Source organism: Streptomyces sp. NBC_01635 (assembly GCF_045209715.1).
Classification (GTDB): domain Bacteria; phylum Actinomycetota; class Actinomycetes; order Streptomycetales; family Streptomycetaceae; genus Streptomyces; species Streptomyces hirsutus.
This window is the reverse complement of sequence record NZ_CP109277.1, coordinates 2,916,909-2,934,213: the sequence shown is the minus strand read 5'-3', so window position 1 is coordinate 2,934,213 and position 17,305 is coordinate 2,916,909. Positions and strand designations below refer to the sequence as shown.

At 71.2% G+C, this 17,305-nt stretch carries 13 protein-coding genes; 8 read left to right on the top strand and 5 right to left on the bottom strand.

What is annotated here, in order from left to right; translation table 11 throughout:
* Window positions 1–215: 215 nt before the first annotated feature.
* The 4 genes from OHB56_RS13880 to OHB56_RS13865 all read left to right on the top strand — a co-directional run bounded on the left by OHB56_RS13880 (window position 216) and on the right by OHB56_RS13865 (window position 4,964).
* Entirely contained in the window at window positions 216–1,574 is a 1,359-nt protein-coding gene (locus tag OHB56_RS13880) for an extracellular solute-binding protein (RefSeq protein WP_406353547.1), read from the top strand.
* Window positions 1,571–2,512, top strand: a complete 942-nt coding sequence (locus OHB56_RS13875; protein WP_406353545.1) for a carbohydrate ABC transporter permease — start codon at window positions 1,571–1,573, stop codon at window positions 2,510–2,512. The genes OHB56_RS13880 and OHB56_RS13875 overlap by 4 nt, the downstream gene beginning before the upstream one ends.
* Entirely contained in the window at window positions 2,509–3,372 is an 864-nt protein-coding gene (locus OHB56_RS13870; RefSeq protein ID WP_326752560.1) for a carbohydrate ABC transporter permease, read from the top strand. Before OHB56_RS13875 ends, OHB56_RS13870 begins: the two co-directional genes overlap by 4 nt.
* 77 nt (window positions 3,373–3,449) lie before the next feature.
* On the top strand, window positions 3,450–4,964 hold the full coding sequence (locus OHB56_RS13865; RefSeq protein ID WP_406353543.1) for an alpha-N-arabinofuranosidase: 1,515 nt from the start codon (window positions 3,450–3,452) through the stop codon (window positions 4,962–4,964).
* A gap of 33 nt (window positions 4,965–4,997) precedes the next feature.
* Here OHB56_RS13865 and OHB56_RS13860 read toward each other — a convergent pair whose 3' ends face one another.
* On the bottom strand, window positions 4,998–8,000 hold the full coding sequence (locus OHB56_RS13860) for a glycoside hydrolase family 35 protein (RefSeq protein ID WP_406353541.1): 3,003 nt from the start codon (window positions 7,998–8,000) through the stop codon (window positions 4,998–5,000).
* A 439-nt stretch (window positions 8,001–8,439) separates the two neighbouring features.
* Here OHB56_RS13860 and OHB56_RS13855 point away from each other — a divergent pair, with 439 nt between their 5' ends.
* Complete coding sequence (locus tag OHB56_RS13855) at window positions 8,440–9,090, top strand: DUF4360 domain-containing protein (protein WP_406353539.1); 651 nt, start codon at window positions 8,440–8,442, stop codon at window positions 9,088–9,090.
* Window positions 9,091–9,258: 168 nt separating this feature from the next.
* Here the strand turns inward: OHB56_RS13855 and OHB56_RS13850 are convergent, their stop codons facing one another.
* The 4 genes from OHB56_RS13850 to OHB56_RS13835 form a co-directional block, all read right to left on the bottom strand.
* Window positions 9,259–10,470, bottom strand: a complete 1,212-nt coding sequence (locus OHB56_RS13850; protein WP_326752556.1) for a helix-turn-helix domain-containing protein — start codon at window positions 10,468–10,470, stop codon at window positions 9,259–9,261.
* Between the two features lie 217 nt (window positions 10,471–10,687).
* Window positions 10,688–11,629, bottom strand: coding sequence for a hypothetical protein (locus tag OHB56_RS13845; protein WP_406353537.1), 942 nt, complete (start codon window positions 11,627–11,629; stop codon window positions 10,688–10,690).
* 47 nt (window positions 11,630–11,676) lie between these two features.
* Window positions 11,677–13,260 (bottom strand): DUF6801 domain-containing protein, encoded by a 1,584-nt coding sequence (locus OHB56_RS13840; protein WP_406353535.1) that lies wholly within the window; start codon window positions 13,258–13,260, stop codon window positions 11,677–11,679.
* A gap of 109 nt (window positions 13,261–13,369) precedes the next feature.
* Window positions 13,370–14,005, bottom strand: a complete 636-nt coding sequence (locus tag OHB56_RS13835; RefSeq protein WP_326752553.1) for a hypothetical protein — start codon at window positions 14,003–14,005, stop codon at window positions 13,370–13,372.
* 715 nt (window positions 14,006–14,720) lie between these two features.
* On the opposite strand from OHB56_RS13835, the gene OHB56_RS13830 reads away from it, so the two are divergent.
* Genes OHB56_RS13830 through OHB56_RS13820 form a run of 3 tightly spaced genes read left to right on the top strand, consistent with a single transcriptional unit; the run spans window position 14,721 to window position 17,304 of the window.
* The gene (locus OHB56_RS13830; RefSeq protein WP_326752552.1) at window positions 14,721–15,731 is read left to right on the top strand and encodes an ATP-binding cassette domain-containing protein; all 1,011 of its coding nucleotides are present in this window, start codon (window positions 14,721–14,723) and stop codon (window positions 15,729–15,731) included.
* Window positions 15,728–16,492 carry an ABC transporter permease gene (locus OHB56_RS13825; RefSeq protein WP_326752551.1) on the top strand — a complete coding sequence of 255 codons (765 nt, stop codon included), beginning with the start codon at window positions 15,728–15,730 and terminating at the stop codon, window positions 16,490–16,492. Before OHB56_RS13830 ends, OHB56_RS13825 begins: the two co-directional genes overlap by 4 nt.
* A gap of 5 nt (window positions 16,493–16,497) precedes the next feature.
* A complete protein-coding gene (locus OHB56_RS13820) occupies window positions 16,498–17,304 on the top strand; it encodes an ABC transporter permease (RefSeq protein WP_055597687.1) in 807 nt (268 codons plus the stop codon).
* Window position 17,305: the final 1 nt, after the last annotated feature.

Below are 17,305 nucleotides of genomic sequence, written 5' to 3'. Positions count from 1 at the left end.
TCCCGTCGGCCAGGCCCCGAGATCTTGTCCGAAGCATTGACGCGCCCGCGCCCGCCCCTTACGGTCCGTTCGAAGTTACGGGCGCTATTCGGTATATCGAACACGTCATCTCGGGCATCCCGACGCACCCGCTTCGGATGCCGTGCACACCTCCTACGAGCACATCTCCTACGAGGCACCTCTCCGACACGACACCTCGACAGATGAGGCAGGGCATGGGACGACCTGGCCTGAATCGCAGACACTTACTGGCCGCGGCGGGCGGCCTGACGGTCGCGGGCGGCTTCGGCTTCGCGGCCCTCGGCACCGGCGCGGACGCCCTGGCCTCCGACGCCGGTACGCGGGTGCGGTACTGGAACCTCTTCAGCGGCGGCGACGGCTACAACATGATCGCGATGCTGGACGCCTTCCGTGAGGACAACCCCGGCATCGACGTGAAGGACTCCACCCTTCAGTGGGGGAGCCCCTTCTACACCAAGCTCGCCATGGCCGCGGCGGGCAACAGGGCGCCGGACCTCGGCGTCATGCACCTGGGCCGCGTCACCGGCTTCTCGCCGGGCCGTCTCCTGGACCCCTGGGACGTCGGCCTGCTCGCCGAGTACGGCGTGCGGGAGGAGGACTTCAACCCCGCACTGTGGAAGCGCGCCGTCGTCGACGGCAAGCTCTACGCCCTGCCGCTCGACATCCACGTCCAGCTCTGCTTCTACCGCAAGGACGTGCTGGGGAAGGCGGGCCTGCTCGACGCCGACGGGCGCATGGTGCCCGTGACGTCGGCCGACGAGTGGTTCGACGTCCTGAAGGAGGCGAAGAAGGCCACCGGGAAAGGGCTGCAGACCATCGGCTTATGGGTCAACGACCAGAACTTCCAGTGGTGGTTCTTCGTCGCCTTCTACACCCAGCTCGGCGGCACCTGGTTCGACGACACCCGCACCGAGGTCACCTTCGACACCGACAAGGCCGTCCAGGTCCTGGAGTTCCTGCGCCGGCACATCACCGACGGGTACGCCGACCCGGGCTTCGGGGGCGGCGCGGGCGCCGAACAGTTCGTCAACGGCGCCCCCTTCGTCTGGGAGGGCAACTGGTCGGTGCCCGTCTTCTCCGGGGCGGAGCTCGACTACGGCGCCACCCCGCTGCCGGCCGTCTTCGGCAAGCCGGCCACCCACGCCGAGTCGCACTCCTTCGTCCTGCCGCACCAGGCGGACCGCGGCGGCGCCGCCAACGAGGGCGCGCACCGGCTCGCCGCCTACGTCGTCCAGCACGCCCGGCAGTGGGCGGGCGGCGGACACATCCCCGCCCACACGCCGACCCTGTCCACGGCCGCGTACCGGGAACTGGAGCCGCAGAACGAGTACGTCACGGCGATGGACCACCAGGCCACCGAGCCGAAGGTGTGGTTCGCCGGGTCCACCGGCATCCTCGCCCAGCGCGTCGGCCCGATCGTCGTCTCCTCGACGATGGGCTCCGCCGGGCCGGAGACGGCCGCCCGCCGGATGCGGAGCACGCTCACCGAACTGCTCGCCACGAAGAACCCGATGGACGGCAGGACCGCCGCCGAGGGAGGTGCGGTCGCATGACGACGACCGGTGCCGGGACCGTCGTCCGCCCGGTGCGCGCGACGACCGCCGCGGACGGCGCCACCGTCCGCCGCACACAGGGACTCCAGCACGGCGGCTGGTTCGTCGCCCCGTTCCTCGCCCTGTTCGCGCTCTTCGTGATCTGGCCCCTGCTGCGCGGCCTCTACCTCAGCTTCACCGACGCCAACATCTCCGGCGACGGCGCGCACTTCATCGGCCTCGACAACTACCGCGAGGCCCTGAAGGACCCGCTGATGTGGGACTCGCTCGGCCACAGCGCGTACTTCACGCTGCTCGTCGTGCCCTGCATCACCGTCCTCGCCTTCCTCCTCGCGATGCTCGCCCACCACATCGAGCACGGCACGTGGCTGTGGCGGCTGTGCTTCTTCCTGCCGTTCCTGCTGCCCTCCACCGTCGCCGCCAACCTGTGGCAGTGGCTGTTCAACCCGGGCACGGGCATGGTGAACCACGTCTTCGGCATCGGGACGCCGTGGCTGACCGACAAGTCCTACGCGATGCTCGCGATCGTCATCACCACCCTGTGGTGGACGGCCGGCTTCAGCTTCCTGCTCTACCTCGCCGCGCTCCAGGGCATCCCGGCGCACCTGTACGAGGCCGCCGAGCTGGACGGCGCGAACGCCTGGCACCGCATGGTCCACATCACGCTGCCGATGCTGCGCAACATCACCGGGCTCGTCCTCGCCCTGCAGATCCTCGCCTCGCTCCAGGTCTTCGACCAGGCCGTCGTGATCCAGGACTTCGGTCCGGGGCCGGAGGAATCGACCCGCACCTTCGTGCAGTACACCCTCGAACAGGGCTTCACCAGCTACCGCGTGGGCTACGCCTCCGCCGTCTCCATCATCTTCTTCGTGCTCATCGCGGCCGTCGCCCTCGCCCGGATGCGGCTGCTGCGCAACCGTGAGGAGGGCGGCCGATGACCACCGCCGCACCGCAGGTACGGGTCGAGCCCCGCCGGAACTGGCCGCCGAGCCAGATCGTGCTCACCCTCGTCGGCACGGCCGTCTCCGTGGTGTTCCTCGCGCCGCTGGCCTGGGCGCTGTTCACCTCCCTGAAGTCGGAGACCGAGGCCGTCGAGGTACCGCCGCACTGGCTGCCGAAGGAGTGGACCGGCCAGGCGTGGTCGGCGGTCGTCGAGTCCGGCAACCTCACCGACTGGCTCGTCAACTCCCTGGTCGTGTCGGTGTGCGTGACCGCCGTCGTGCTGGTGGTGAGCGCGCTGGCCGGATACGGCTTCGCCCGCACCGAGTTCCGGGGCCGGGGCGCCCTGATGGGCGTCGTGATGACCGGGCTGATGGTCTCCCCGGCCGTGCTCGGCGTTCCCCTGTTCACGACGGTGCAGCAGATGGGCATGGTCGACACGTACTGGGGAATGATCCTGCCGCAGTGCGCGCCGGCCGCGATGGTCTACATCCTCTACAAGTTCTTCCAGGGCGTCCCGCGCGAACTGGAGGAGGCCGCCTTCATCGACGGCGCCGGCCGCTGGCGCGTCTTCTTCACGATCATCCTGCCGCTGTCGCGCCCCTCGCTCGCGGCGGTCGGCATCTTCACCTTCATCAGCTCGTGGAACAACTTCCTGTGGCCCTACATGGTCACCAACAACCCCGACCTGATGACCATGCCGAACGGCATCGCGACCGTCATGAACTCCTACGGCATCCAGTGGGCCCAGCTGATGGCCGGCGGCCTCATGGCGGGCCTGCCGCTGATCGTCGTCTTCGTCTTCTTCCAGCGCCAGATCGTGGCGGGCGTCGCGCACACCGGCCTCGCCGGCCAGTGACGCCCCCCGCCGCACCGGCGCCCGCACCGGCGCCCGTACCGGCCCCGGGGAGACCCGCGAACCCCTGAAAGGAACACATGCGTACCGCCCGCTTCACCCTCGACCCGGCCTTCACCGTCGGCCCGGTCGACCCCCGTCTCTTCGGCTCCTTCGTCGAACACCTCGGCCGCTGCGTCTACACCGGCATCCACGAACCCGGCCACCCCTCCGCCGACGCCGACGGTCTGCGCACCGACGTGCTGGACCTGGTCCGCGAACTCGGCGTCACCGCGATCCGCTACCCCGGCGGCAACTTCGTTTCCGGCTACAAGTGGGAGGACTCCGTCGGCCCCGCCGAGGACCGCCCCCGCCGCCTCGACCTGGCCTGGCACTCCACCGAGACCAACCGCTTCGGCCTGTCCGAGTACGTCTCCTTCCTGCGGAAGATCGGCCCGCAGGCCGAGCCCGTGCTGGCCGTCAACCTCGGCACCCGCGGGGTCACCGAGGCGCTCGAACTCCAGGAGTACGCCAACCACCCCGCCGGCACCGCCCTGTCCGACCTGCGCGTCGCGCACGGCGACAAGGACCCCTTCGGCATCCGGCTGTGGTGCCTGGGCAACGAGATGGACGGCCCCTGGCAGACCGGCCACAAGACCGCCGAGGAGTACGGCCGCCTCGCCGCCGAGACCGCCCGCGCGATGCGCCAGCAGGACCCCGGCGTCGAACTGGTCGCCTGCGGTTCCTCGGGCCGGTCCATGCCCACCTTCGCCGCGTGGGAGGCGACGGTCCTCACCGAGACGTACGACCTCGTCGACCACATCTCCCTGCACGCCTACTACGAGCCGCACGACGGCGACCTCGACTCCTTCCTGGCCTCCGCCGTCGACATGGAGTCCTTCATCGAGAACGTCGTCGCCACCTGCGACCACGTCGGCGCGAAGCTCAAGTCGAAGAAGCGGATCAACCTCTCCTTCGACGAGTGGAACGTCTGGTACATGACCCGCTGGCAGGAGCGGGCGACGACCTTCGCGCAGGACGACTGGCCCGAGGCGCCGCGCCTGCTGGAGGACAACTACAGCGTGACCGACGCCGTCGTGTTCGGCTCGCTCCTCATCGCGCTGCTCCGGCACGCCGACCGGGTCAAGGTCGCCTGCCTCGCCCAGCTCGTCAACGTCATCGCCCCGATCCTGACCGAGCCGGGCGGCCCCGCCTGGCGGCAGACGACGTTCTTCCCGTTCGCGCAGGCCTCCCGGCACGGGCGCGGCGAGGTCCTCGACGTCCGCGTGGACTCACCGACGTACGAGACCGCCCGGTACGGCACGACCGACCTGCTGCACGCCACCGCCGTACGCGCCGACGACGGCACGGTCACCGTCTTCGCCGTCAACCGCAGCCGCACCGAGCCGCTGCCGCTGGAGATCGCCCTCGGCGGCCTCGGCCTCACCTCGGTCGTGGAGCACACGGCCCTCGCGGACGCCGACCCCGACGCCCGCAACACCCTCGCCGAACCGGAGCGGGTCACCCCGCACACCGTCGGGAGCACGACCCTGACGGACGGCGCACTCGAAGCCGTCCTGGAACCGCTGTCCTGGAACGTGATCCGGCTGGCGTGAGCGTGCCGGAGGGGGCGGGTGGAGGCGCGTGGGTCACCGTCCCGGCGACTCCACCGCCTCCACCGGCACTCCGCCGCGCGCCGCGCCCACCAGGGTCAGCCGCGCCCGGTCCGGCCCCGAGGGTGTGGTCCCGTCGGACAGCACGGCCAGGGCCAGTGTGTTGGTCCCCCGGGTGCGGAGGATCCCGTTCGGCAGCATGAAGGTGTGCTGCGGGCCCACGTCGTTGATGTACTGGCCCATGTTCCAGCCGTTGAGGAAGATCTGGACGCGGTAGGCGCGCTCGGGGTCGTCCTCGAGGACGAGCCCGACCGACGCGTCCACGTCCGGGTCGACGTCGAGCCGGAACTCCGTCCGGTACCAGGTGACCCCCTGCCGCCGCCGGTCCTCGCGCGGCCGGTCCACGGCCTCCCAGGCGTTCCGGTCCCGGTCGTCGCCGTATCCCGGCAGATGCCAGCCCTCGCGCTCCCCGTACAGGCCGCCGTTGTTCAGCGCCCCGCGCACCCGGTCCGGCGCCCCGGCCCCCTGGATCCGCCAGCTCACCTCGGGGGAGGCCCCCTCGAAGCCGACGCCGGTCAGTCCACGAGCCGCCCGGCGGGTACCGCGCCCGCCCGTCGTGTCCCCCTCCTGCTGCATCCGCCGTACGAGCACGGACAGGACGTGCTCGCCGCGCTTGCGCAGCCTCTTGGGCACGCGGAACGTCGCGGTCGCGGTCCAGGTGCCCCGGTCCGCCGTGTCCTCGTCCGGCACCGGCATCCGGTGCGTGCCCAGCGGCTTCCCGTCCAGCCAGGCCATCAACAGCCCCTGCGTGCCGGTGCTGTAGGACAGGGACACCGAGGTGGCGCCGCGTGCGTCCTCGAAGTGTCCCCGGTACCAGACGTCGCCGTAGTGGAAGCCGTAGTCGTCGGCGAACAGGACGGGCCGGCCCTCGGGCACGGGCGTGGCGCCCGGGGAGGCGGTGCGGTCGGCGGCCGTCCACCCGGCGTCGTCGAAGTCCGGTTCGGACTCCGGGTTCTCCGCCCGCCGCCGCCAGCCGGTGAGGGCGGGCAGGGACGGCGCGGGCGTGCCGGGCATCAGCCCCTCCATCACCAGGCACCCGGCCCTGCTGACCGTGGTGCGCACCGGCTGCCCGTTCCAGGTCACGGCGGTGATCCCGCGCGGCGCCCACACCTCCAGGCCGGTCTCGCCCGTGATGTCGCCGGTGAGGTGGACGGTGGAGCCGCGCAGCGTGGCCGACCGCAGCAGCGGCGGGCCGTAGACCAGCAGGGGGCCGGACGGGGTCTCGTAGGGCCACAGCCGCTGGGCGGTCGCGTCGTCGGCGAACAGGAGCAGCATCGGCGTCTCGGAGTCGCCGCCCTCGATCAGGACCCTGCTCAGCCCGCCCACCCCGAGCGGCGTGACCACGTTCAGCCGGCCCCGGTCGTAGGACCAGGCGGGCTCGAGGTCCAGCCGGTTGGTGAGCGGCTGGACCTCGCAGTCGAGGACGACCTGCGCCGTCTCACCGGCCCGGCCCACGAACGCGGCGATGTCCTGCCGCCCGACGGTCATCGCGAACATGGGCTGCGCGGTGGTGAACGCCAGCCTGCGCCGCCCCAGGTCGAGCCCGGTGACGAGCAGCTTGGCGTCCCGCGCGCCGACCGTGACGGGCACGCCGACATCGGTGCCCGGCAGCGCCGACCCGACCTCCTCGGCGGAGTCGTTGCGCAGGACGTACACCTGGGCGTCGGTGTCGGGGTTGGCCAGGTGGTAGACCTTCAGCCGGTCGTCCTCGGGCCGTACCGCGGGCGCCGGCTCGAGGCGGGCGAGGTCCGGCACGGTCCGCAGCAGATGCCCGAGCTGCTGGAGCGGGGCCAGCTTGGCGGTGGGCCGGCGGGCCTGGTCGATCGGGGCCCCGTAGTCGTACGAGGTGTAGACGTGCGGCGCGGCCAGCCACCCCCACGAGGTCCCGCCGGCCGCCACGCGCGTGTTGTGCAGGGTGATCCCGTTGGCGAGGCCGGTGAGAAGACTGCTCCGCTCGTACGCCGGGTTCCACCTTTCCCGCACCTCGATGTACCCCTTGCCCCGGGAGGTGGCCCCGCCCCAGGGGTCGGACGCGCCGACGGCCGCCCCGGCGACGAACCCGGGAGTGCGCGCACTGGCCCGGGCCCCCTTCCCGCGCCCACCGAAGTGCCCGAGGTCGGCCGGCGCCTCACCGGGCACGGGCGAGGACTCGAACCCGTACAGCCAGTCGCTCTCCCCCTTCTTCGCGCCGGTGGGGAAGGATCCGGGCGCCCACAGGCCGTCCGCGCCGCCGTCGTTGTGGAACAGCGGTACGTCGATCCCGTCGGCGCGCACCTTCCCGAAGAGGTGGGACATGTAGGCGCCCGCGCCCGCGCCCGCCGAGCCGCTCCGCCCCTCGTACCGGTCCTCGACCTGGTACAGGAGCACGGTGCCGCCGCCCCCGGTGAACAGATGCCGGACGGCGATGGCGTCGACGGCGCTCAGCCACGCGTCCACGTGTCCCAGGTACGCGGGGTCCGCGGCCCCGGCCGCGCCCTCGGCGACCGTCAGCCAGCCGGGGAAGCCACCGGCGTCGAGGTCGGCGGTGCCGAGGTACGGCCCGGGGCGCAGCACGACGTACAGCCGCTCCTCGGCCGCCATCGTGAGGAACAGGTCGAGGTCGCGCACCCCGGTGAAGTCGTGCCTGCCGGGCGCGGGGGAGTGGACGTTCCAGGGGACGGGCACGCTCACCGCGTTGTGGCCGTGGGCGCGCAGCTTCTGCAGCACGTCCCGCCACAGGGACGGGCTCGGCAGCCGGAAGGGGTGCATCTCGCCCGACCAGAGCACCAGTCGCCGGCCGTCGACGAGGAGCGAGTACCGGTCGAAGCCGACCTCGTGCCGCCTGCCGTCCGCGCGCGGCGGGGCGGGCGGCGGCCCCGTCGGCACGGCACGCGTCCCGTTCGTCCCGTTCGTGCCGGTCGCCGCCCCGCTGCCGGCCAGCGTGAGGCCGAGCGCCGCCGTGCCGGCCAGCGCGGTGAAGGTACGCCTGCTGAGCTCCAAGGGAGCCGCCTCCTGTTGTGCCGCTGGTGCGGCCGCATGGGGCCGCGGGTGGTGCCGTCGGGTGGTCCTGGTCCCCCGTGACGGGTGGTCCTGGTGGGCCATTGTCTACGCCCGGGCGCCACGGTGTTCACGCCAGGTTCCCGGTACGTCCGTTTCGCCCGGTACGAGTGACGCGCGCGCGGGCTGTTCCCATCGCCCGTTCCCTGTGAACACCCGCACCGCCCGGCGGGGGCGAATGGCCGGAGTTCACCCTGCCCGCGCCCCGGGGCGCCGCCTACGATGCGAGCGCTCCCGGCCTTCACGTCACCTCCATGCCTCCTTCACGAGGGCCGGGAGTCCGTGCGCCGGCATGTGTGGAGGCCGACCGGCCTCTTGTCAGGTGCATGACTTTTCAACCATCACGTCCCACTCACCCCCCACTGAACCGACAGGGAGAACCATGGCTGGTGGCCTGCTCCTCAGCACTGCGGTGGCCGCGCTGCTCACCGCCTCGACACCCGCGCACAACCCGTCGACCGGGTTCGTGGACCCGCCCCCGGACAAGATCGTCATCAAGGTCGCCACGGTGAACGGCTCCGGCTGTCCCCAGGGCACCACCGCGGTCGCCGTCTCCGAGGACAACACCGCGTTCACGGTGACGTACAGCGACTACCTCGCCCAGGCGGGCGGCGCCTCCGATCCCACCGCCTCACGCAAGAACTGCCAGCTCAGCCTCATCGTCCACGTGCCCCAGGGCTTCACCTACGCCATCGCCAGCGCCGACTACCGCGGCTTCGCCGCCCTCCAGCCCGGCGCGACGGGCACGCAGAGGGCGTCGTACTACTTCCAGGGCTCCCCGAACACGGAGTACCGCAGCCACCCCTTCGCCGGCCCCTACGACGACAACTGGCAGGCCACGGACACCACCGACTGGGCCCAGCTCGTCTACGCTCCCTGCGGCGTCCAGCGCAACTTCAACATCAACACCGAACTGCGCGTCGGCGTCGGCACCTCGTCCCCCGGCAAGGTCAGCTTCATGACGATGGACTCCACCGACGGGGACATCAGTACGACCTACCACATGGCCTGGAAGGAGTGCCCCGGCTCCTGACGGGGCGACAGGCGCGCGGCCCGTGCGTCCGGCCCCCGGCCGCACGGGCCGCACACCGGTCGCCGCCGCAGGCATCCCCTGGACGCGACGACCCGTCGTGTCACCGTGCGGTGCGCGGGCAGGCCGGCCCGCGCACCGCACGGTGGGGAGAGGGCCGGCCGCGGGGAGTCACTCCTGGCCGGCGCGGCCGCGCAGGTGGAGGGCGCGCAGGGCCGCTTCGAGGGCGAAGCGGTGGTCGGGGTCGCTGAGGCTGTCGCCCAGGTAGCCGTCCAGGTTCCGCAGGCGGTAGCGGACGGTCTGGGCGTGGACGCCCAGCATCTCGCCGACCTGCTCGGCGGGCGCCCGGGTGGAGACGTGGACCCGGAGGGTCTCGACGAGCCGGTCGCGCCGACTGGGGGACAGCCCGCCCAGGGGCGCCAGTTCGCGGGCGGCGAGGTGGTCGACGAGGGCGGGATCGGACAACAGCCACAAGGTCGTCAGATGGTCCGCGCAGGGGATCAGCGGGGCGTCGGGCACGACACCGTCGTCGACGAGCTGGAGCACCCGGCGGGCCCAGCGCACGGAGTCGGCGGTCTGCGCGAGCGGCACGGTCAGGCCCACCGCGGCGCGGGTGCCGGCCAGGGCCGTGCCGAGCATGGTGAGGCGCTGCGGGGTGAGGTCCCCGGGGAGGAGCAGATACGGCTGCGGGATGTCGAGGTCGGCGAGGACGTCGTCGTCGAGACCCGCCTGGATGTGGTGGGGCACCGGGGGACGGAGGGCGACGAGGGTGCACTCCCGGGGCAGTTCCCAGGCGGCGGCCTCGCACAGTTCGGAGACGGTCGCCCGGGGCAGCGGCGGCGCGGCCAGGATCAGGTGCAATAACTGTCTTCGTAACGCGGACACCTCGGACGCGCTCCGCTCCCGCACCTCTGCGTACCCCTCGCGGGTGACCGCCTCCAGCTCCTCGACGTACGCGAAGAGGGCGTCCGCGAAGGCGAGGACGAGGGCGGGGGAGAGGTTGTGCTGGCGTCCCACCGTCTTGGCGCGGCGCAGCGCGATGCGGGCGCCGAGCCGGTAGGCGCCCTGCAGGGTCTCCAGGTCACGGCCCTCGTAGGCCTCCACCCGGCCGAACCTGCGCAGCAGTTCGTCCCGCGGTTCCGAGCTCTGGCCGGGGTTGGCCACCCGGTCCACGAAGGCGGCCAGCGTATGTTCCACACCCTGGCGGATCGCGTCCCCGTCGGGGCCGTCGAACAGCCGGCCGTACACCGGGTAGGCGCGGGTGACCTCCGCCCGTATCTCGTTCAGCAGCCCCGGCAGTTCCGGCCGGATGAAGGCCGCGAACTGTCTGGGGAGGGGGCCGAGCGGTTCCCCGGCCTCCGGTGACCGTGTGATCGAGGGCATGAGTCACCCTTTGCTCTCAGATGTGTCCGGCGGGGCGACCGGCCGGGCGCCGTTCCGCCGGAGGGCGGATGACGTCCGGCCGGGTCCATGGGGTCACGCCGTTCTGGCACGCTGAAGCTAAATCAACGCGGTTGCCTTGTACACGCTTTGAGCAGAAGTGACGTACGGGGGCACCGGCCGTCCAGTGGGACGGCCGGGAACCGCCCTTTCGTGGCTGTTACTTGACGGCGGAGTGCCAGTTCTTTGCGAGTACCCTGCCGGCGTCGGGGGCGACGGTGCCGGGCGCGTTGAGGCCGGTGAGGTGGGTCCGGGTGTTGTCGAGGGTGAGGCTGTTGTTCCCGGCGGCGGAGGGCAGCCCGGTCTTCGCGTTGACCGCGGCGTTGATCAGGCCGACGTTCAGACCGCAGCCGGTGGCCGCGGGGACCGCGAAGGCGCTGTCGTTCTGGGTGGCGCCGGTGAGGTTGATCCGGCTCATCTCACCGGCCTCGTCGGGGGTGCCGTCGCCCTGGAAGAAGCTCATCCCGAACTCGGGGTAGTTGAGGTTCTTCGGGCGCAGCACGATGGGGTTCGAGGCCGTTCCGATGTAGCACTTGCCGCCCAGGAGGGGGTTCTCCAGGTGGATGCGGACCGGGAGGGCGACGATCGGCAGGTCCGTGAGGATGCCCGCGGTCTGGTCGAAGGCGTAGGGCGCGCCGACGGACTCCATGGTGGCGGTGATCCTGTTGAGGCCGGAGTCGTCGAGCGTCCGGCAGATGGCCGTGATCACCGGAACGTCGCTCGGGCACATCAGGCCGAGCAGGCCGCCGGGGACGGTGGCGGGGTCGGCGACGAGCGCGCCGGAGGGCGGGGCGACCACGCTGCTGGTGCCGTCCGCGTTCTGCATGACGCCGATCTGGAGATCGGTCTTCCCCGTGACCACGGTGGTCTTGCCCAGCTTGATGGAGCCGCCGGCGGAGGTGGAGACCACGCACTGCGGGGTCTTGGCGAGTCCGTCGGCGGCCAGCATCGGCGCGGAGTCCACGGGGCAGCGGGTGAAGGGGGCCCACTCGCCGTTCAGCGCGGGGTCGGCGGCGGTGGCGGTGCCCAGGGAGGCGAGGGCGCCGAGCGCGGTCAGCGCGGAGACGGTCGCGAGTCTGGTGCGGGTGGAGAACCGGGGCATGGTGGGGCCTTCCGTGGAGGAGGGAGGGTGACGGGAGGGGGCGCGGCTCAGCGTTCGGGGACGGGGATCACGTGCGGTTGCAGGTCACTGGTGCACTGGGGTGCGTTGAACTCGTCCCCGAACACCGGATTGGCGATGCTGCAGGTCTGTCCCTGGACCTGCTTGATCTGGTTGCCGGGGCCGGAGACGGAGGCGGTGAGGAGGCGGTCGAGGTTCTCGCCGCCGGCGCCGCAGCCGGTGAAGGCCGGGACGGTCGCCTCACCGGACAGGACACCGCCGGAGAGGAGCAGGTAGCCGGTGGCCGGCATGCCGAGGTCCTGCTCGCCCCTGCCGTACAGCACCAGGTGGTCGCCGGGGTGGTTCGAGGGGTCCGGCTCGAGGGAGGTGAGGGACTTCTCGGTCCTGCAGCCGGCGCCGACGTCCAGAGGGGTTCCGTTGACCTCGAGGTCGGTCACCTGGAGGGTCAGGAGAGCCCGGACGTAGGTGTCCGTGGTCGTTCTGAAGTCGGACAGGCGCATCGTGATGCGCGAGTGGATGGTGACGGGGCCCGTCTGCTTCAGCACCATGGTGGCCTTCACGGGAGTGAAGCCGAAAGCCAGGAAGGTGCTCTCGAAGGGAGGCGTCTCCTTGCGTCCCTCGTAGTGGAAGTCGGCGGACGACACGGTGTCGAAGACGAGGTGGTCCGGGTCGGGAGGGCCGTCCACGGGGTTCCCCTGCTCGATCAGCATGCAGGACGGCGGCAGGAGCGAGGCGGCGTCCAGCTTCTTCACGTCGGTGTAGCCCGTGACGTAGGCGTTCAGTGACGCCGGTGTGGGCGGGTGCTCGTCGTCGTAGAGGCAGGGCGGCGCGTCGCGGTCCGCGGCGGCGCCGGGCGGGTTCTCCGCCGCCTTCGGCGCGCGGTCCCCCTGTCGGTCCTCCGGTGCGTCCGGTGTCCCGGAGGAGGGGTCCGGTGTCCCGGGGGAGGAGCCGGACGAGGACGGCGAGCCGCTCGGCTCGGCCGTCTCCGTACCGACCTGAACGGTGGCCAGCAGCCCCTTCTCCGGAGTGTCTTCGGCGGGGGAGCAGTCGACGGTCAGCGAACTGGGGTCGGTGGCGGCCCCGTCCGCGGTGCCGAGCGCCAGGTCGACGGCGAGATTCCCGGCGGAGAACGTCAGATCGCCGTCGCTCCGCCCGGTCACCGACGGGACGTCACCCGTCGCGGTCAGCGTCAACGGTCCGGATTTGGGAAGGGCGACCGGCTCCGCGGTGCCGCGCCAGGTCGCCTCGGCGGCGGACTCGTTCTGGGCGACGCCGAGGGTGAGGCGGGTGGCGGCCTGCGCGGTGGTGGCCTTGAGCGCGGTGAGGTCCGCGACCGCCTCCGCCGGCAGTTCCACGGTGGTGGTGACGTCGGTGGGCGAGATCGCCTCGCCGGCCTCCATCCGGTCCGGGAAGGCCGCCGAGACCCGTACCTCGGCGGGCTGCCGTCCGGACGGGAGCGTGCAGACGTAGGGGAGTTCGGCGTCGACCTCCTGGGTGCCCGCGGCGGAGGCCACGGCCGGGACCATGGCGGCGAGCACGACGAACGCGGCGATCGCCGCGCTCCTGGCGCGGACGCGGGACGGCCGCGACGCGGCGGCACGGTGGCCTCTCATACAGCTCCGCTCGAGGGGTTCGGAAGCCGACTCCGGCAAAATCCGGCGCGGACGGCCCGCGAACGCCCGGCCGGGACGGCCGGCCGGGCGTTCACGAGCGAAGGTGGCCTTACGGGTTGGAGCCGACGATCTTCGGAATGGAGCCGTTCGACGCCTTGATGGCGTAGTTGCCCTTGAAGGTGGGCTTGGTGGTGGTCGTGACCACCGAGCCGCAGTTGACGGGGGCGGGGCTGGAGCTGACGGCCAGGTCACCGGAGACGCTGTTGACGGCCAGGACGCCGGTGGAGTTGGTGTAGGTGGCCGAGGCCTTGCCCGTCACCGTGAACTTGCAGGCGCCGGCGGTCACGTTGGCCGTGACGTTGCCGACGTAGCCCTTGGTGACGCCGGTCGCGGCGGTGTAGTCCTGGGCGACGACGGTCCAGGGGGTGACCGCCACGGTGGTGACGTTGCCCAGGACGCTGGTGCACGGCGAGGCGGCGGTGCCGAAGTTGATGGCGTTGATGGCGGCGACCGTCGCCGGGTTGCCCGTGGCGCTCGCCACGGTGCCCGACGCGCCCGAGGTGGTGCACGTCATCGGGATGGTGGCGGTCAGCACGATGTTGCCGCTGTTCGTCGCCGTGTAGCTGCCCGCCGGGGTGACGGTCCACACCGTGGAGGGCACCGCCGAGGCGGGCGCGACGGTGAGGCCGAAGGCGGCCGCGGCCGCACCCGCCACGACTGCGAACCTTCTCGTGTTCTTCTTCATGACGTCAGGACTCCTTGTGGATTGACCGGCAGAGGGGGCCGTGGCCGGTCGGTCGAGGGAAGGCCGTGCGGCCCGCGGCTCGGTGTTCCCTGTCCGCGAGAAATGACGTTACTTGCGGGAAACTTGGCCGAACAATGCCGCCGTTCATGATTCTTTCAAAAGTCGAACCATCTGTTTCCTGGGTGAGTGGTCCGCAGGTCGTCTTAGTCATCGAATATCAATGTCGACATCGTGTCCGGTGGTTCGGGGTCTCGCCGTTCGCCGCTCGCCGTCGATCCGCCCTGCTCATCCGGTGACAATTTCCGGGACGTTTTTTATCTGCGCCCTGACAGGTTCCGGTTGGCTGAAGCGAGTATCCCGGAAAACTCGGATCCCGGTATTGCCCGCCGAGGTTACTGGACCGTAACGTGCCGATGCGGTGCTCGGCTCCAGGTCGGTGGCCCCCGTCGGCCGGAGCCACGACGGATGCTTTCCGGCCTCACCCTCCCGCCGGGCCCGGACGTCCGTAGGCGGGGTCTCGCGGATCCGCACCCCCGGAGCCGCGAGACCCCGCCCCTGTCTCCCCGGAGACAAGTGCGGCCGGCCGGTTGTCTGCGCGGTGACAAGTTCCGGAAAGGGGACGGGAATCCGGCACCGCGCCCGTTGTCATTGCGCTCCGCACCGACCTAACGTGCGCCCCGCGGTGCACATCCGACCTGCGTCCGCTGGAGGTGATATGGGAATCGAAGTGGTGGTCGAGGGCCTGACCAAGTCCTTCGGTAAGCAGAGCATCTGGCGGGACGTGACACTCACCCTTCCCGCCGGAGAGGTGAGCGTGATGCTGGGACCGTCCGGCACCGGGAAGACCGTTTTCCTGAAGTCGCTCATAGGGCTGCTCAAACCCGAGCAGGGCCGTGTCCTCATCAACGGGGTGGACATGGTGAACAGTCCCGAAAGGGATATCTACGAGACCCGGAAACTTTTCGGTCTCATGTTTCAGGACGGCGCCCTCTTCGGGTCGATGTCCCTCTTCGACAACATCGCCTTCCCGCTGCGCGAGCACACCCGCAAGAAGGAGTCCGAGATCCGCCGCGTCGTCATGGAGCGGATCGAGATCGTCGGACTGCTGGGCGCGGAGGGCAAGCTTCCGGGAGAGATCAGCGGCGGCATGCGCAAGCGGGCCGGCCTGGCCCGCGCGCTCGTGCTGGACCCGCAGATCGTCCTCTGCGACGAACCGGACTCCGGGCTCGACCCGGTCCGCACCGCCTACCTCTCCCAGCTGCTGATCGACCTGAACGCGCAGATCGACGCGACGATGCTGATCGTCACCCACAACCTCGACATCGCCGCCACCGTGCCCGACAACATGGGGATGCTCTTCCGGCGCGAGCTGGTCACCTTCGGCCCGCGCGAGGTGCTGCTCACCAGCGAGGAGCCGGTCGTGGCCCAGTTCCTCGGCGGCCGGCGCGAGGGCCCCATCGGGATGTCCGAGGAGAAGGACGCGGCCACCCTCGCCGCCGAGGCGGGTACGGCCGTCGCCGACGACGCCCGGCCCCGGAGGATCGTGCCGCAACTGGAGCCGTCGCCCGGCCTCCCGCCGCGCCGGGCCGTCGCCCGACGGCGCGAACGAGTCATGGGCATGCTCGACCGGTTGCCGCCCGCCGCGCGCTCCGCCATCCGGGAGACCTACGCGCACAGCGCCCAGGCTCCCACGCTGCCGATGCCCGCCACCGGGAGCGGCGCATGATCACCGGTGCGCTGCGGCAGACCGGCCGGCTCTTCGCGCTCGCCGCCGAAGTGAGCCGCGCCCTCTTCCGAAGACCCTTCCAGTTCCGCGAGTTCGTCGAGCAGTTCTGGTTCATCGCGGGCGTCACCATCCTGCCCGCCGCACTCGTCTCGATCCCCTTCGGCGCCGTCATCGCCCTCCAGGTCGGCTCCCTGACCCAGCAGCTGGGAGCCCAGTCGTTCACCGGAGGCGCCAGCGTCCTGGCCGTCGTCCAGCAGGCGAGCCCGCTCATCGTCGCCCTGCTCATCGCCGGCGCCGGCGGCTCCGCCATCTGCGCCGACCTCGGCTCCCGCAGGATCCGCGAGGAACTCGACGCCATGGAGGTCATGGGCGTCTCGCCCGTGCAACGCCTGGTCGTGCCCCGGGTGCTGGCCACCATGGGCGTGGCGGTCCTGCTCAATGGCCTGGTCTCCGTCGTCGGCACCCTCGGCGGCTTCTTCTTCAACGTCGTCCTGCAGGGCGGCACCCCCGGCGCCTACCTGTCCAGCTTCTCCGCCCTCGCCCAGCTGTCCGACCTGTACGTCAGCGAACTCAAGGCGCTGGTCTTCGGGTTCATCGCGGGCATCGTCGCCGCCTACCGGGGCCTCAACCCGCGCGGCGGCCCCAAGGGCGTCGGCGACGCCGTCAACCAGTCCGTCGTCATCACCTTCCTGCTGCTCTTCTTCGTCAACATGGTGATGACGGCCGTCCACCTCCAGATCGTCCCGCCGAAGGGAGGCTGAGCGCGATGGCCTCCCCGCTCGCCCTGCTCGACCGCACCGGCGACCAACTGCTGTTCTACGCACGGGCCCTGCTGTGGATCCCGCGCACCCTGCACCGCTACCTCAGGGAGGTGCAGCGCCTCCTCGCCGAGGTGGCCTTCGGCACCGGGGGCCTCGGCGTCGTCGGCGGCACCGTCGGCGTGATGATCGCGATGACGCTCTTCACCGGAACCGTCGTCGGACTCCAGGGCTACGCGGCCCTCGACCAGATCGGCACGGCCGCGTTCACCGGATTCGTCTCCGCCTACTTCAACACCCGCGAGATCGCCCCGCTCGTCGCCGGACTCGCCCTCTCCGCGACCGTCGGCGCCGGCTTCACCGCCCAGCTCGGCGCCATGCGCATCAACGAGGAGATCGATGCCCTCGAGGGCATGGGCATCCGCTCCAAGCCCTACCTGGTCACCACCCGCATCATCGCCGGCGTCGTCGCCATCGTCCCGCTCTACGCGATCGGGCTGCTCTCCTCCTACGTGGCGTCCCGCTACGTGACCGTCCTGTTCAACGGCCAGTCCCGGGGCACCTACGACCACTACTTCAACCTCTTCCTCTCGCCCACGGACGTCCTGCTCTCCGTGCTGAAAGTGCTGATCTTCAGCGTGATGGTGATCCTGGCCCACTGCTACTACGGCTACCGCGCCACGGGCGGCCCCGCCGGGGTCGGCGTCGCCGTCGGCCGGTCCGTGCGCAACGCCATCGTGCTGATCAGCGTCACCGACTTCTTCCTGTCGCTCGCCCTGTGGGGCGCGACCACGACCGTGAAGGTAGCGGGGTGAC

What these genes read in the sequence shown, in the direction of transcription:
- OHB56_RS13880 (WP_406353547.1), top strand. Translation starts at nt 216, where the DNA reads ATGGGACGACCTGGCCTGAATCGCAGACACTTACTGGCCGCGGCGGGC.
- OHB56_RS13875 (WP_406353545.1), top strand. Translation starts at nt 1,571, where the DNA reads ATGACGACGACCGGTGCCGGGACCGTCGTCCGCCCGGTGCGCGCGACG.
- OHB56_RS13870 (WP_326752560.1), top strand. Translation starts at nt 2,509, where the DNA reads ATGACCACCGCCGCACCGCAGGTACGGGTCGAGCCCCGCCGGAACTGG.
- OHB56_RS13865 (WP_406353543.1), top strand. Translation starts at nt 3,450, where the DNA reads ATGCGTACCGCCCGCTTCACCCTCGACCCGGCCTTCACCGTCGGCCCG.
- OHB56_RS13855 (WP_406353539.1), top strand. Translation starts at nt 8,440, where the DNA reads ATGGCTGGTGGCCTGCTCCTCAGCACTGCGGTGGCCGCGCTGCTCACC.
- OHB56_RS13850 (WP_326752556.1), bottom strand. Translation starts at nt 10,470, where the DNA reads ATGCCCTCGATCACACGGTCACCGGAGGCCGGGGAACCGCTCGGCCCC.
- OHB56_RS13845 (WP_406353537.1), bottom strand. Translation starts at nt 11,629, where the DNA reads ATGCCCCGGTTCTCCACCCGCACCAGACTCGCGACCGTCTCCGCGCTG.
- OHB56_RS13840 (WP_406353535.1), bottom strand. Translation starts at nt 13,260, where the DNA reads ATGAGAGGCCACCGTGCCGCCGCGTCGCGGCCGTCCCGCGTCCGCGCC.
- OHB56_RS13835 (WP_326752553.1), bottom strand. Translation starts at nt 14,005, where the DNA reads ATGAAGAAGAACACGAGAAGGTTCGCAGTCGTGGCGGGTGCGGCCGCG.
- OHB56_RS13830 (WP_326752552.1), top strand. Translation starts at nt 14,721, where the DNA reads ATGGGAATCGAAGTGGTGGTCGAGGGCCTGACCAAGTCCTTCGGTAAG.
- OHB56_RS13825 (WP_326752551.1), top strand. Translation starts at nt 15,728, where the DNA reads ATGATCACCGGTGCGCTGCGGCAGACCGGCCGGCTCTTCGCGCTCGCC.
- OHB56_RS13820 (WP_055597687.1), top strand. Translation starts at nt 16,498, where the DNA reads ATGGCCTCCCCGCTCGCCCTGCTCGACCGCACCGGCGACCAACTGCTG.